The organism is Mycetohabitans sp. B2 (assembly GCF_021733735.1).
In the GTDB taxonomy this organism is placed as follows: domain Bacteria; phylum Pseudomonadota; class Gammaproteobacteria; order Burkholderiales; family Burkholderiaceae; genus Mycetohabitans; species Mycetohabitans rhizoxinica.
This window is the reverse complement of the sequence record NZ_JAHKSP010000021.1, coordinates 57,846-73,819: the sequence shown is the minus strand read 5'-3', so window position 1 is coordinate 73,819 and position 15,974 is coordinate 57,846. Positions and strand designations below refer to the sequence as shown.

Below are 15,974 nucleotides of genomic sequence, written 5' to 3'. Positions count from 1 at the left end.
AAAACCGCGACGCATATAAAACGTTGCGGCTCAAACGTTGCGGCTCGTGGGCTCATCGTCGCGCAGCCCGGCTGGACCGGCGCCGGCCCGCGCACAACTTCAATTCAGCGCGGCAGCGCTGAGTCCCCCATCAGGAACGCATCCACCGCGCGCGCGCATTGGCGGCCTTCGCGTATGGCCCAGACCACCAGCGACTGCCCCCGGCGTACGTCGCCGGCAGCAAACACCTTGTCGACCGACGTGTGATACGCGCGCTCGCCGTCGGTGCCGGCCCGCACGTTGCCGCGCTGGTCCTTGTCAACGGCGAACGCATCGAGCATCGCTGCCGCCGGCTGCGTGAAGCCCATCGCAAGCAGCACCAGGTCCGCTTTCATTTCGAACTCGGAGCCGGGCACTTCCTGCATCTTGCCGTCCTTCCACTCGACGCGCGCAGCGATTAGCTTGTCGACCTTGCCGTTGCTGCCCTCGAAACGCTTGGTCGCGACCGACCAATCGCGCTCGCAACCTTCCTCGTGCGATGACGACGTGCGCAGCTTGATCGGCCAGTATGGCCACACGAGAGGCTTGTTCTCCTCGTACGGCGGCTGCGCCAGCAATTCGAACTGCGTGACGCGCTTCGCGCCGTGCCGGTTCGACGTGCCGACGCAGTCCGACCCGGTGTCTCCGCCGCCAATCACGACCACGTGCTTGCCTTTGGCGAGCAACTGATCGGCGAGCTTGTCGCCGGCGTTGACTCGGTTCTGCTGCGGCAGGAACTCCATCGCGAAATGGATGCCGGCCAACTCGCGGCCCGGCACCGGCAAGTCACGCGGCGTTTCGGCACCGCCCGCCATCACAATTGCGTCGAACTGTTCGCGCAATTCGTTTGGCGACAGAGTTTCCTTCGCCGCATGGTTGATCGACGGCGGCAAGGGCTCCTTGCCGATGAACACGCCGGTACGAAACGTCACGCCTTCGGCCTCCATCTGGCGCATGCGGCGATCGATCTGCCATTTCTCCAGTTTGAAGTCGGGGATGCCGTAGCGCAGCAGGCCGCCGATCCGGTCGTTTTTCTCGAACACCGTCACCTCATGGCCGGCTCGCGCCAGCTGCTGCGCGGCGGCCAGCCCGGCAGGCCCGGACCCCACCACTGCGACCTTCTTACCGGTCTTCAGCTTGGGCACTTGGGGCGCGACCCATCCTTCGTTCCACGCCTTGTCGATAATCGCGCGCTCGATCGATTTGATGCCCACCGCATCGCTATTGATATTCAGCGTGCAGGCGGCCTCGCACGGCGCGGGACAGATCCTGCCGGTGAATTCCGGAAAATTGTTCGTCGAGTGCAGCACGTCGATCGCCTGCTTCCAGTCCTGTTGAAACACAAGGTCGTTGAAGTCCGGGATGATGTTATTCACCGGACAGCCATTGTTGCAAAACGGAATACCGCAATCCATGCAGCGTGCGCCCTGGATCTTTGCGTCCTCATCGGTCAGCGCATGCGTGAATTCCTTCCAGTGCTTCACACGCTCCAGTGGTCGTTCATACGCCTCGTGGCAGCGTTCATATTCGAGAAAACCGGTTGCCTTGCCCATGAGCTTCTCTTAACCAATGCATATTGAGGGGAGCAGCCCGCTACACCGCGGCGGGACTATCGTGCGTTTGCTTGCCGGCGCCTCCAAAGTCGCGTCGATGCGCGAGCCATCAGGCCGCTAGGCTCGGCGCGCTCGCCGCCTTCTTCTTGGCGCCGATCTCGGCCAACGCACGCTTGTACTCGGTTGGGAACACCTTGACGAACTGACGCCGCGACGTATCCCAGTTCTCGAGCAGCGCCTTAGCGCGCGGCGATCCGGTGAACTGCAAGTGGCGCTCGATCAGCCCCTTGAGCAACGCCTCGTCGGTCTGGCCCTGATGCCACAACGCCGAATCAACCGTGCACTCCTGCTCGGCCTGCTGCAGCACCGGCTCAAGCGCGACCATCGCCTTATTGCACCGGGTCGCGAACGTGTTGTCCGGATCAAACACGTACGCGACGCCTCCCGACATGCCAGCCGCGAAGTTGCGGCCGGTCTCGCCGAGCACGACGACGGTGCCACCGGTCATGTACTCGCAACCGTGGTCGCCGGTGCCCTCAACGACCGCCGTCGCGCCGGAGTTACGCACGCAGAAACGCTCGCCCGCGACGCCCCGGAAGTACGCCTCGCCCTCGATCGCCCCATACATGACGGTGTTGCCGCAAATGATGTTTTCTTCCGACTTGCCGCGGAAGTCATTGGTCGGACGCACGATGATGCGTCCACCCGAGAGCCCCTTGCCCACATAGTCGTTACCGTCGCCGACCAAGTCCAGCGTGATGCCGTGCGCCAGGAACGCGCCGAAACTTTGCCCCGCTGTCCCCTTAAATTGGATGTGGATCGTGTCGTCCGGCAGGCCATCGTGCCCATACTTGCGCGCGATCACCCCCGAGAGCATCGCGCCGACCGTGCGATTCACGTTGCGCACCGGCTGGATAAACGACACATGCTCGCCTCTGTCGATCGCCGCCTTCGCCTTGTCGATCAACACATGATCCAATGCCCGATCCAAGCCATGGTCCTGCGTATCGACGTGTCGGCGCGCCACCTCAGCGTCTGTTTCAGGCACATGGAAGATCCGCGAGAAATCGAGCCCGCGCGCCTTCCAATGCTCGATGCCCTTTCTCGTGTCGAGCAAGTCGGCCCGCCCGACCAGTTCGTCAAAGCGGCGCATCCCGAGTTGCGCCATGATTTCGCGCACTTCCTCGGCCACGAAGAAAAAGAAGTTCACCACGTGCTCGGGCTGGCCCTGGAACTTCGCGCGCAGCATCGGGTCCTGCGTCGCGACGCCCACGGGGCACGTGTTTAGATGGCACTTGCGCATCATGATGCAGCCTTCGACGACCAACGGCGCTGTCGCAAAGCCGAACTCGTCGGCGCCCAACAGCGCGCCGATCACAACGTCGCGCCCGGTCTTCATCTGCCCGTCAGCCTGCACGCGGATCCGGCCGCGCAACTTGTTGAGCACCAGCGTCTGCTGCGTCTCGGCCAGGCCCAACTCCCATGGCGTGCCGGCGTGCTTGATCGACGACAGCGGCGATGCGCCCGTGCCGCCATCGTGGCCCGCGATCACGACGTGGTCGGCCTTGGCCTTGGCCACGCCCGCTGCCACCGTGCCCACGCCGACTTCAGAGACGAGCTTCACCGATACGCCGGCACTCGGGTTGGCGTTCTTCAGGTCGTGGATCAGCTGCGCGAGGTCCTCGATCGAATAGATATCGTGGTGCGGCGGCGGGGAAATCAGGCCGACGCCTGGCACGGAATAGCGCAGCTTGCCGATGTACTCCGACACCTTGTGTCCGGGCAGCTGGCCCCCTTCGCCCGGCTTGGCGCCCTGAGCCATCTTGATCTGGATCTGGTCGGCCGAACTCAGGTACTCGGCGGTCACGCCGAAACGGCCCGATGCGACCTGCTTGATCTTCGAGCGCAGCGAATCGCCGTCGCGCAACGCAATATCGACGACGACCGCCTCTTCACCCATGATCGAGCCGAGCGTATCCCCGTTTTTGATCGGGATGCCACGCAGCTCATTGCGGTAACGGCGCTCGTCCTCGCCGCCTTCGCCGGTGTTGGACTTGCCACCGATGCGGTTCATCGCGATCGCCAGCGTCGCATGTGCCTCGGTACTGATCGAGCCCAGTGACATCGCACCGGTTGCAAAGCGCTTGACGATCTCCTTAGCCGGCTCGACTTCATCAAGCGCAATGGCTTTGGCCGGATCGACCTTGAACTCGAACAGGCCACGCAACGTCATATGACGGCGAGTCTGGTCGTTGATGATGTGCGCGTACGCCTTGTAGGTCTGGTACGAGTTGCTACGTGCCGAATGCTGCAGCTTTGCAATCGCATCGGGCGTCCACATGTGGTCTTCGCCACGCACGCGGTACGCGTACTCACCGCCGGCGTCAAGCATCGTCGCCAGGACCGGGTTGTCGCCGAAAGCATCGCGATGCAGGCGGATCGCCTCTTGCGCCACGTCGAACAAACCAATGCCGCCAACGTTGGATGCGGTGCCCTTGAAGTACTTGGCGACCAGTTCGCTGGACAAGCCCACCGCCTCGAAGATCTGCGCGCCGGTGTACGACATGTAGGTTGAGATGCCCATCTTCGACATGACCTTCTGCAGGCCCTTGCCGACCGCCTTCGTGAAGTTTTGAATAGCCTTGTCTGCCGACAGCGCACCCGGCAGGCCGTTGGACATCGCCACCAGCGTCTCGAGCGCCAGATAAGGGTGCACCGCCTCGGCGCCATAGCCGGCGAGCAGCGCGAAGTGATGAACCTCGCGCGCGGAACCGGTCTCGACCACCAGGCCCGTGCTCGTGCGCAACCCATGCGCCACCAGGTGGCTATGAATCGCCGAGGTCGCGAGCAACGCCGGGATCGCGACATTGTCCCGGTCGGTCTTGCGATCCGATACGATCAAAATGTTGTAGCCGGAGCGCACAGCATCGACTGCCTCAGCACACAGCGACGCCAGGCGCGCCTCGATACCGGCCTTGCCCCACGCGACCGGATAGCAAATAGTCAATTCGTAAGAACTGAACTTGCCGCCGGTGTACTCGCCGATTGCGCGGATCTTTGCGATATCCTTGAAGTCGAGCACTGGCTGCGATACTTCTAGCCGCATCGGCGGGTTGATGTTGTTCGTATCGAGCAGGTTCGGCTTCGGTCCGATGAACGATACCAATGACATCACTAGGTTCTCGCGAATTGGGTCAATCGGCGGATTCGTGACCTGCGCGAACAACTGCTTGAAGTAGTGGTACAGCGTCTTGTTCTTGTTCGACATCACCGCGAGTGGCGAGTCATTGCCCATCGAGCCGATCGCCTCTTCGCCGGCTTGCGCCATCGGCGCCATCAGAAACTTGATGTCCTCCTGCGTGTAGCCGAACGCCTGCTGCCGGTCCAGCAACGCCGGCGCGGCCTGCGGCTCAGCCACCACCGCGACGTCCTGCGGCTTCGGCTCGATTTCGTCCAACTTGATGCGCACCGCGTCGATCCAGCTCTTGTACGGCTTCGCGTTCGCTAAATTGTCCTTCAGTTCCTTATCATCGATGATGCGGCCGTGCTCCATGTCGATAAGAAACATCTTGCCCGGCTGCAGGCGCCACTTCTTAACGATCTTGGACTCGGGAATCGGCAGCACGCCCGCCTCGGACGCCATGATCACCATGTCATCGTCGGTGATGAGGTAGCGCGCCGGACGCAAGCCGTTGCGATCCAGTGTCGCGCCGATCTGGCGACCGTCGGTGAACGCGATCGCCGCCGGACCGTCCCACGGCTCCATCATCGCCGCGTGATATTCGTAGAACGCACGGCGGTTCTCATCCATCAGCGCGTGCTGCTCCCACGCCTCCGGAATCATCATCATCACCGCGTGAGCCAGCGGATAGCCCGCCATCACCAGCAATTCAAGGCAGTTGTCAAACGAGGCCGTATCGGACTGGCCCGGGTAGATTAGCGGCCACAGCTTGTGCAGATCATCGCCGAGCACGTGGCTCGCGATGGCCCCGGTGCGCGCGTTCAGCCAGTTGACGTTGCCTTTGACCGTGTTGATTTCGCCGTTGTGCGCGATCAACCGGTACGGGTGCGCCAACTCCCACGCCGGGAACGTATTGGTCGAGAAACGCTGGTGCACCAACGCAAGCGCCGACATGACTCGCGCGTCTTGCAAGTCGCGATAGTAGATCCCCACCTGCTTCGCGAGCAGCAGCCCCTTGTAGACAACCGTGCGCGCCGACATCGACGGCACGAAATACTCCTTGCCATGCTTGAGCTTGAGCGCCTGGATACGGTGGCTGGCCGTCTTGCGGATCACGTACAGCTTGCGCTCGAGCGCGTCGGTGACCATGATGTCCTTGCCGCGACCGATGAAAATCTGGCGAATCACCGGCTCGCTGGCCTTCACCATCGGAGACATGTCCATCGTGCCATCGACTGGCACGTCGCGCCAGCCGAGTACCACTTGTCCCTCGGCTTTGACCGTGCGCTCGAGTTCCTGCTCGCACGCCAGGCGCGATGCGTGCTCCTTAGGCAGAAAAATCATGCCAACGCCGTACTCGCCCAACGGCGGCAACGTCACACCCTGCCGCGCCATCTCCTCGCGATAGAACGCATCCGGAATTTGGATCAAGATGCCGGCGCCGTCGCCCATCAGCGGATCCGCGCCCACCGCGCCGCGGTGATCCAGGTTATCGAGAATTTTCAGGCCCTGCTCCACGATTGCATGGCTTTTGCGGCCCTTGATGTGCGCGACAAAACCGACGCCACACGCGTCATGTTCGTTTTCTGGCGCGTACAAGCCTTGTGCTTCGGGCAAGCCCTGGCCGACGACGGTCGATTGTGTTGCGTCTTTCATAGGGACACCGTAATTGTGATTGGGTGCAAACGGCCTGGAAAACTCGCGCTTAAACGCTGCGTCGCGGGCGCTGCAAAGTCTTCAGCGCATGTCGCGCTGGATCAAACAGCAGTCGCAACTGGTGAACACGGAAACGATAAATCAGCTGGAAATTCGGAATATACGCGACGAATCAATAGGATGCCAAGAAAAATCGATTGATATGTCCCCCATAATATTTATCACTATTTTTTGTCCCTAAAAATTGGTTCCATATCAATGGAAGGGGTGTGCAAAGAGTACCCCTGGCGTGCCTGCTTTACACGATCAAGACGGCGTCCATGGCAATCGAAACGCACCACGCTTGCCCAGTCCGTTTCGTACTCGATGCATCATTGCGGAGGCCCGTGCGTCACGCGGCCGGCCCTGGGCTACCATGCCGCCCGATGAGGAACTTCCGCAGGGGTGGCTGCCCAATGCAGGGGGTTGGAGAGAGATGCTGGAGAGAGATGCTGGAGAGAGATGCTGGAGAGAGATGCTGGAGAGGGAATGCCGGAGAGGGAATGCCGGAGAGGGAATGCCGGAGAGGGAATGCCGGAGAGGGAATGCCGGAGGGAGCGACTTCTCGATGTGGACCGCCCTATGTAGGCCACCCGATGTAGGACCGCCCGACAGGGGGACTACTCGATATGGAGATATCGAATGTAACGCCGCCAGGGAAGCCACCGGTAGCCAATAAGGGGGTTCGGTGGGGCCGCCGCTGACAGGGATGTCCTACGTTGAAGTGGGATGATCGGTTTCCGAATCGCCATTGGTCGGTCCCTCCCCCGATGCCCGTGCCGAAGCGCCATCGCCCCTCGTGCCCGTGTCAGCGGCATCAAGGCCAGTCGTGGCCCGCCCCGCCTGCACACTCTGTGCGGACGGATCATTGCCCGGCCCTGCCTCACCTGAGCGGCCTGCCTCCGACGACGGCACATCGCCTGACGGGCGCGCAGCAGCCGAGGCATCGCCTTCGGCCTCTGCACCAGGCGACTGCACACCGGCCGGCCCCTGATCATCGTCGGCCCGCGTCTTGCGAGGACGCCCACGCGGCAATGGCGACACGCGGCGGTTCGCCTGCCGGGCCGCCCAGTCGCGCCAACTTTCGCTTCCCAACACCCAGCCCTTGAGCGTGGCCTGCTGCAGTTCATTGACCGCATTTTCATCCAACGCTTGCTCACACAACTCTTTATAGGCGTGCTGGCGCTCGAACGGCGTATTGCCCAGCGCCCAATACAACGGATGATCGGTAATCAGCGGATCGAGTGCGAGGCCAACATGGTGTCGATAGCTAGACCACTGATACGCATCGACAGAAGAAACGAGGCGCTCGCGCACCGGACTAAGCTCCACCAGCCGGCTGCCCAGCATGAAATACCGGTCTGCTTCGATCACCGTGGCACGGTAGCGCCCTTCCCACAGCGTACCGCGTCGTCCATAGCGACGGTTGAAGTGCGCGACGTAGCGCCTACCCACGGCCTGCATCGCCTTGGGAAGACTGGACTCCTCGCGCGGCGTCGCCAGCAACTGCACCGCCGACGGCATCAGGACGTACGCGTGGACCGCAAGCCGGTGGTCGCGTGATGCCGTTTTCAAGCACTCGACAAACAGCGCATAATCCTCGTCATCGACGAAAGCAGGCTGATGATCGATGCCTCGCAGAATCACGTGCTGCGGCTGGTCGGGGACATAAAGACGTGCTAACCGGGCCATTGCAGGAATTTCCGTTTAGATCACATTTAAAGTATATCCGCAGGAGTCAATCATCCCGCGGCACTCGCGCACGACGCGGCGTGCAAAGCCAACTGCGTCCCAGCTTTAGGGAAAATGCTTAATGCAAGACTATGGCTCGTTTGAAACGTTGTCTGCATAATGGGCAAGCTTTAAAAAAATGGAGAAGCACAGTGCAATTAATACGCGTCATCAAGGCCATCCCGAGGTTCGCGGCCATCGCCTGCTGCTTCAACCAGGCACATGCTCAAACGGCTGGCAGCGTCTACATGGCAGCCGGATGGTTCCATCTAGCGCCGCAAGACAGCAGCGACGTACTGAGAACCACGAACATCGGCGGCTCCCCCGTCAATATTGCGGTCCCTGGGTCGAGCGCCAGTATCGGCTCCTCCAATACTCTCGGCTTCTCCACAGGGTACTTCATCACCGACAACTTCGTCGTCCAAGCCGATGCGGGCATTCCGCCCAAATTCGACCTGCGCGGCGGCGGCACTCTCGCCTCGTACGGCAAACTCGGAGAGGCGCGACAATGGAGTCCTGCGCTCATCTTCAAATACTACTTCCGCAATGCGGATGCTACGTTTCGTCCGTTCGTCGGAATCGGCGTGAGCTATATCTGGTTCACCAACGCGCGGATCAAGAATCCGACGTTCGTGTCACAGCAGTTGCATGGTCCGGCCTCTGTGGACGTAGACAGCGCCTGGGCCCCGGTGTTCAACGCCGGTTTCGCGTACAACTTCAACAAGCACATTTTCGCCAGCTTTTCCGTGTCGTTCCTTCCATTCTCAACCGATGCTAAGCTGCATACCGTCGCGCTAACACCGGTCGGCATGCGTAACGTCACGAGCCACGCGCACATCAAGCTGAATCCGCTCGTCACGCTTCTAAACGTCGGTTACCGCTTCTGACACCCGACGCGCCGGGGAGCTGCCGTGCTAGCCTCTTCCGTGCCGAGAGCAGCGCTTGCAGCTGTACCGCCCGCTTTGGCCCATGCAATACGAGCCTGCATGGCACCTGTCTTGCCCCGCGCGTCGTTTAACTGCGTGACACCGCCTTAGCTCGCGCGCCGTCTACTTTCGTGACGCCCGCCTTGGCCAGCAGCGCAGCTATCGCCAGCCTTGACCGGCACGACGCCAACAATCTCCGGGTTGGCCTGCAATGTGCTTTACTATGGCGGCACCGACAGCCGCATTGCGCAGTGCCACCGCCATCGAGAACCAAATTGCGGATTGCAGGACCAACCTGAAGCGGCACGTTGACGCTCGCATGCCGCACTGCCGCTGTTTAGTGGTTCCACGCACGTCGCGTGCCACAACAAGTTGTTTTTTTGCAACACCGTCGAACATTCGACAATACTGGAGGAAGCTGTAATGGCAAATTTGGAAAATACCCGCCAGGCGCTAGGGGATTCGTTCGACAGGGCCGGCCGCCGCGCGCGGCGTATCGCACACCATGGGCGCCATGCCGTGCAGGACGTCGGCACCGAAGTACGTGAGCTGTTGTCCGAATTGGAAAATACGCTAACTGACAGTACTCAAGCCGATGCCGAGGTTTTGCGCCAGCAATTGCGGGACAAGATCGAAGCTGCGCGCTCGCGCTTGGAGGATACCCAAGAGAACGTAAAACGCCGCGCGCAGGCTGCCTGGGGCGATGCGGACGAATATGTCCATGAGCGTCCATGGCAGGCCGTCGCTGCAGCCGCCGGCGCGGCGTTACTGCTGGGCTTGTTGCTGGGCCGCGCTTAACGACGCCCCGCGCCGAGACGCGGCGCACATGCCTAGCGCCGGTCTGCGGCGCCCCGAACTATCCTGTGTGTGTCACGACAGCGTCCGAGGCTGTTGAGCCGGCTTTGACCCAGGGTTCCTCGCCCGCCGCGCCGTTAGCGGCGCGGCATCGCGACACTGACGCGGCACCACATTGACGGACCGATATTTCCACCGCTGGGCGGCGTACCCTTCGCGGGACCAAACGTCTTATTTAGTACAGCATCCTCCCACGGTGCACGAATTACCGACTCGCCGTAGAGGACTTACCATGCATAGCGTGGCGCAAACGCGTCACCCTAGCCAAAGAAGTCCGCGCCGATCAAGTCGATGCGGTCTGTGCAGATCGTATCGACTCCCCACTCGACAAGTTCGCGGGCGCGTTCCGGCGTATTGACGGTGTAGGCCAGGACACGCAAGCCGGCTTCGCTGATCTGCGCAATACGCGCGGCGGTCAACTGGCGGTGGTCCACGTGCAATGAGACGCAGCCGAGCGCACGGGCGTGCTCGCGCCAGTTCACCGGCACGGCACCGACCAGCCAGCCGCGAGGCAGATGCGCCGCCGCGTCGCGCGCGCCGCACAGCGCCTCGAGGGAAAACGACGACAGCAGCGCCGGCGGCGTGGTGCCCTTCCACCATCGCGCCACTTCACCTGCCACAATGTGCCCGGTCAAGGTTTCGCGTCCCGGACACGGTTTGATTTCGACGTTGACGGCCAGGCCGAGCGCGCTACAGCACTCGCTTGCCTGCTGCAGCGTCGGCATCCATTCACCACTGAAGCGCCCATCGAACCAGCTGCCGGCATCCAACCGGGTAATCGCTGCGTACTGTTTGCGCGCAGCAGCACCCCAGCCATCGCTGGTCCGATTCACTGTATCGTCGTGCAGCAGGAATGCCACCTCGTCGGCGGACAACTTGGCATCGAACTCAACCATCTTGAGCCCCAGCTTTGCGCCGACGTGGATTGCCGCTAATGTATTTTCCGGCGCCAGCGTACCGCCACCCCGGTGTGCGACCACGCGCGGATAAGGCCAATTAACCACCTTGTATTCCTCGTTTGAATGAAGGTAGAAGCAGCGCAAATCGACGCGCAGGGAAAGCAAGCGTGGGCGTTTAGCCGTCGTCGATAACGAACAGGCGGCGATATTCTTTCAGCGCATACCGATCCGTCATCCCGGCGATGTAATGCGCTATGAGTCTAGCCTGCGTCGCCGAATCATCGCATTGGTAATCGGGTGGCAGCAAGCGCGGATCGTCCCGGAACGCATCGAACAACCCCACAACCACGCGACGCGCCTTGTTCGCCATGCGCATCACACGATAATGGCGATACAGGTTGTGGAACAGGAACTGTTTGAGTTCGCGCGCTTGCGCCGCGACCGCGTCACTGTGCGCGACCAACGGCGCCGATGCGCGAACCGCATCGACCGAGTCTGGCGCCGCCATCGCCAGGCGTTCAGCCGTCGCACCGATCAAATCGACGATCAACGTATTGATGATCCGCCGTATCGTCTCGTGGATCAGCCGCCGCCCCTCCAGTGTCGGATGGACTTGCCTCACCAATGCATGATGCACACGCCACAGTTCGACCGCATCGAGTTGCTCCAGGGTCAGCAGTCCCGAGCGCAACCCATCGTCGATATCATGATTGTTGTACGCGATTTCGTCGGCAAGATTGGCAATCTGCGCCTCGATGGAAGGCTGGCGCCCGTGCAGAAAGCGTTCACCGAGCTCGCCCAGGCGCCGCGCATTGTCACGCGAGCAGTGCTTCAAGATGCCCTCGCGGGTCTCAAAGCACAGATTCAGGCCGTTGAATCCTCCATAGTGCTCCTCCAATTCATCGACCACCGCCAGACTTTGCAAGTTATGCTCGAATCCACCGAACTCGTGCATGCATTCGTTCAGCGCATCCTGCCCGGCATGGCCAAACGGCGTATGCCCAAGATCGTGCGCCAACGAGATCGCCTCGACCAGGTCCTCGTTGACGCGCAGGTTGCGCGCCACCGAACGCGCGATCTGCGCGACTTCCAGGCTGTGGGTCAGTCGCGTGCGGAACAGGTCGCCCTCGTGATTGACGAACACCTGCGTTTTGTATTCGAGGCGCCGGAACGCCGTCGAGTGGATAATACGGTCCCGATCGCGCTGGAACTCGGTCCGGGAATCGGGCGCGGGTTCCGGATGGCGGCGCCCACGGCACAGCCGTGAAGACACCGCATACGGCGCCAGATGATCTTCGAGATCGCACGGCATCATATGTCGACATTGACCTTCGAACGCACTCTTCACTTACCGATACTCCTTAAGCAACGACTGCGGCCGCCCTGCTTCAGCCGTCCGAACACCGGGGCGTGAACTCAGACGCTCGCCGCCAGTGTCGCGCGCACCTCAGCATCGGGCGCACCGGTGATCAGCGTGTCACCGATTCGCTTCAACAAAATGAACTTTATCGTACCGCTGTGCGCCTTCTTGTCGAGCTGCATCAGTTCGACATACCGATCCGTGCCAAGTGCCGGCGCGCGCGTGGGCAAGTGCGCTGCGCCGATCAATCGGACCAGTCGCTCGCGCGTGGCCTCGTCCAGCAGGCCAAGCCGTACCGACAGGTCCGCGGCCATCACCATCCCACAACCGACCGCCTCGCCATGTAGCCACTGGCCATACCCGAGGCCGGCCTCGATCGCATGACCGAACGTATGGCCGAAATTCAGTATCGCGCGCAAACCTGCCTCGCGCTCGTCGGCGGCGACCACCTTCGCTTTCAACTCGCAGGAGCGCTTGACCGCCCATGCCAGCGCCGATGCATCACAACGGTTCAGCGCGTCGATATTCGCTTCGATCCAGTCAAAGAACACCGGATCCGCGATAGCCGCTGTCTTAATGACTTCGGCGAGGCCGGCGGCACGCTCACGCTGCGGCAGCGTATCCAGCGTGCCGATGTCGGCGATCACCGCTTGCGGCTGGTAGAACGCACCGATCATGTTCTTGCCGAGCGGATGATTGATGCCGGTCTTGCCACCAACCGACGAATCGACCTGGGACAGCAGCGTGGTCGGCACTTGAATGAACGGCACACCCCGCATGTAGCATGCGGCGGCAAAGCCGGTCATGTCGCCGATGACACCGCCGCCCAGCGCGACCAGCGTCACCTTGCGGTCTGCATGCTGACCCAGCAACGCATCGAATATCTGGTTCAGCGTTTGCCAGTTCTTGTGCGCTTCGCCATCAGGCAGCACGATTGTCTGCACGCGCTTGCCGGCGCGCTCAAGCGCTGCCCGTACCCGCGTGCCGTACAGTGGCTCGACCGTGGTATTGGTCACGATGGCCACGCAGGTGCCGCGAATATGCGGCGCGAACAACGCTTCCTGGTCGATCAAGTCCGCACCAATATGGATCGAGTAGGCGCGCTCGCCCAGTGCGACCTCGACATGGATCATACGGGGCGGCTTAACAAGCATTGTCATGGGGCGGCAGGGCATCCTGCGGTGCATCGCAGTCGGGCTGCGGGCGGATGCCGATCATTTCCAGTTGCATAAGTACCATATTGACAAGACCATTGACGGTGGGCCGTCCGGTTTCAATCACAAAATGGGCGCATTCACGATACAGCGGATCCCGCAACGCGAACAGCGATTCCAGCTTGCCGCGCGGATCGTCGGTTTGCAGCAGCGGCCGATTCTTGTCGCGACGGGTACGCAGCCACAAGTCATGTGGCGTGGCGCGCAAATAAATGACAATGCCGCGCGCATGCAGCCACTCACGGTTTTGGGGCCGCATCACTGCACCGCCGCCCGTCGCAAGGACCAGACCTGGACGGCGCGTCAACTCGTCAATGATCGCCGATTCCCGGTGGCGGAAGCCATCCTCCCCCTCATGCTCGAATATCACAGGAATGCGCGCGCCCGTACGGACTTCGATTTCGTGGTCAGAATCGACGAAGGGGCGTGCGAGGCGACGGGCGACAGCACGACCGACCGTCGTCTTTCCCGCCCCCATCAATCCGATGAAAAAAACGCTGGCGTTTGCCGTCGCGTCGAGCAACTGTGTCATTGACATGAATCTACTGGTCCGTCGTGCAGCTTAATTGCAAACGTCGTGGTTTGTCGAGGCCGCAGCGCAGTACCTCTGTACTTGTGGAACCGGGACACGCATCGCGACGGCGACGCGGACGGTTTGCGCATCACTCCTCATGCTGCCCCTCGGTTTCGTGTGCGTCCAGCTCGGCGGACTGTGACGGATCCGCCTCGGCAGGCCATCGTGAAGGCTGTAATGAGTTCGCTTCGGTTGGCTGCAACGGGCCCGTTTCAGCAGGTTGCGGCGGGCCAGCGTCGGCTCCCCGTGAAGGATCCGCTTCGGCACCCTGCAACGGATCCACTTCGGCACTTTGCAAAGGATCCGCTTCGGCAAGCCGACGCTGGCCCGCTTCGGCGCCGCCGGGCCGTGGTGTGGCGCCACCAAGGTCCTGATGTCGCGCCCCGGGCGCAGTTGCCTGCAGTCCAGTAACGACCGTGGGAGTAATCAATATGATTAACTCACTGTGACGGTCACTTCGGATCCGATGCCGGAACAAAGCGCCGATCAGCGGGATATCACCCAGGATGGGCACGCGGGCCTCATCTTGCCGATCGTCCTGGGAATAAATACCGCCGATGGCGACCGTGCCGCCGTTTTCGACCTCCACGCTCGTTTGCACCCGCTTCGTATGGATCGCCGGCCCATGCAACGTCTCAGAGCCAACACTGTCTTTAACAATGTCGAGGTCCAGTATCACATGTCCGCGAGGCGTGATGCGCGGCTCGACTTCGAGCTTGAGCGTCGCGCGCCGGAATTGTACCGCGCTGCTCCGCTGGGTACGGGTCTGGTACGGTACTTCGGCTCCCTGCTCGACCACGGCTTTGAACCGATCCGCGGTGATCACGCGCGGGCTTGATACCACGCGGCCGCGCCCTTGCATCTCCAGTGCATTGAGTTCGATATCGAGCAGCCTCGATACCGACGCGCTCAGCAGCCCAATGCCCGCGCTAGCCGGCGCAAACCCGGAAAGCGGAGCCGCCAATAGATCGACCATCGGCCCCCGCAGTCCCGCCCCGGTGTTACCCTGAGACGCCATCTCGCCACTGGATGTCGGGCTATCGCCGCCGTCGCGCTTGAGCATCGCAACTCGTGCACCCAGCGCGCGGGAAAATCCATCATCCGCCTCAACGATCCGCGCCTCGATCAACACCTGCCGGGTCGGCCGGTCGATTGCCTGGATCAGCGACGCGATGTCGGCCAGCCGGCCGGGGACATCGGTGACGAACAATTGATTGGTACGTGAGTCGGCATTCGCCGCGCCGCGGCTGGACAACAGCCGCTGACTGCCCGATGCGCAGATCATCGTGCGCACGTCTTCGGCCCGCTGATAATGAAGCTCGAACAGGCGGCTAGCTAGCGGCTCCAGTTGCAATCGTTTCGCGCGCACCTCCAGCAACGCGCGTTCTCGCGCCGCAATTTCGGCCGCCGGCGCGATCCATATCACATTGCCGCGTCGCTCCATTTCAAGTCCGTGCGCTTGCAGCAGCGCAGCCAGTGCATGGGACCATCGCACGTCGACCAGATGCAGCGACACTTTTTTGCGAACCTTGTCGCTGACGATGATGTTGGATCCCGTGAATTCGGCGAAGGCGCTAAGTACCGTACTCAGTTCCGCGTCACGAAAAGTCAAGGAGATCGGCCTGGCCGCATCCGCACCATCGTGCACGTTTGCGTCGGAGCGCGAGCCGCTACGCGCGGCCGGTGGGGAGGCAGATGGCCCAGCGCCATCCCACGCGCTGACCTTCGGCGCCGGCAATAGCGTCTGCGTGGGTATGGGCGTAGGTATGGGCCCGGAGGCGGGTGTGGTGAGCCCGGGCGTGGGCGTGGGCGTGGGCGTGGGCGCGGGTGTAGGTGTAGGAGTGGGCGTGGACGCAAGCCTCGGCGCGAGCCCAAGGCGAGCTGCCGGCGCCCCCGCCGCCATCGCCGCGCTCGGCAGTTGCAGCATGCGCGCATCGTGCTCGGCCATGGCATGTGACACAGGCCGCC

The 15,974-nt window shown here is 62.0% G+C and carries 9 protein-coding genes and 1 pseudogene; 2 read left to right on the top strand and 8 right to left on the bottom strand.

From position 1 onward, the window contains the following. Nucleotides 1-104: 104 nt before the first annotated feature. The 3 genes and pseudogenes from KPG66_RS04825 to KPG66_RS04815 form a co-directional block, all read right to left on the bottom strand. A complete protein-coding gene (locus KPG66_RS04825) occupies nt 105-1,571 on the bottom strand; it encodes a glutamate synthase subunit beta (protein WP_237070151.1) in 1,467 nt (488 codons plus the stop codon). A gap of 109 nt (nt 1,572-1,680) precedes the next feature. Continuing rightward, nucleotides 1,681-6,408 carry a glutamate synthase-related protein gene (locus KPG66_RS04820; protein WP_237070150.1) on the bottom strand — a complete coding sequence of 1,576 codons (4,728 nt, stop codon included), beginning with the start codon at nt 6,406-6,408 and terminating at the stop codon, nt 1,681-1,683. A 1,044-nt stretch (nt 6,409-7,452) separates the two neighbouring features. Continuing rightward, nucleotides 7,453-8,139, bottom strand: a pseudogene (locus tag KPG66_RS04815) (transposase); the annotation flags it as partial. Nucleotides 8,140-8,339: 200 nt separating this feature from the next. On the opposite strand from KPG66_RS04815, the gene KPG66_RS04810 reads away from it, so the two are divergent. Continuing rightward, nucleotides 8,340-9,065, top strand: a complete 726-nt coding sequence (locus KPG66_RS04810; protein ID WP_041754156.1) for an OmpW/AlkL family protein — start codon at nt 8,340-8,342, stop codon at nt 9,063-9,065. A gap of 462 nt (nt 9,066-9,527) precedes the next feature. Next, the gene (locus KPG66_RS04805) at nt 9,528-9,902 is read left to right on the top strand and encodes a DUF883 family protein (RefSeq protein WP_041753275.1); all 375 of its coding nucleotides are present in this window, start codon (nt 9,528-9,530) and stop codon (nt 9,900-9,902) included. A 317-nt stretch (nt 9,903-10,219) separates the two neighbouring features. Here KPG66_RS04805 and ugpQ read toward each other — a convergent pair whose 3' ends face one another. From ugpQ to KPG66_RS04780, 5 genes are all read right to left on the bottom strand, one after another. Next, nucleotides 10,220-10,963 (bottom strand): glycerophosphodiester phosphodiesterase, encoded by a 744-nt coding sequence (ugpQ, locus tag KPG66_RS04800; protein WP_237070149.1) that lies wholly within the window; start codon nt 10,961-10,963, stop codon nt 10,220-10,222. Nucleotides 10,964-11,033: 70 nt separating this feature from the next. After that, the gene (locus tag KPG66_RS04795) at nt 11,034-12,173 is read right to left on the bottom strand and encodes a deoxyguanosinetriphosphate triphosphohydrolase (protein WP_237070160.1); all 1,140 of its coding nucleotides are present in this window, start codon (nt 12,171-12,173) and stop codon (nt 11,034-11,036) included. Between the two features lie 101 nt (nt 12,174-12,274). After that, on the bottom strand, nt 12,275-13,351 hold the full coding sequence (gene aroB, locus KPG66_RS04790; RefSeq protein ID WP_237070159.1) for a 3-dehydroquinate synthase: 1,077 nt from the start codon (nt 13,349-13,351) through the stop codon (nt 12,275-12,277). Nucleotides 13,352-13,361: 10 nt separating this feature from the next. After that, a complete protein-coding gene (locus tag KPG66_RS04785) occupies nt 13,362-13,964 on the bottom strand; it encodes a shikimate kinase (RefSeq protein WP_049786362.1) in 603 nt (200 codons plus the stop codon). Nucleotides 13,965-14,094: 130 nt separating this feature from the next. Then, nucleotides 14,095-15,933, bottom strand: coding sequence for a type IV pilus secretin PilQ (locus KPG66_RS04780; protein WP_442929410.1), 1,839 nt, complete (start codon nt 15,931-15,933; stop codon nt 14,095-14,097). Between the last annotated feature and the right edge of the window lie 41 nt (nt 15,934-15,974).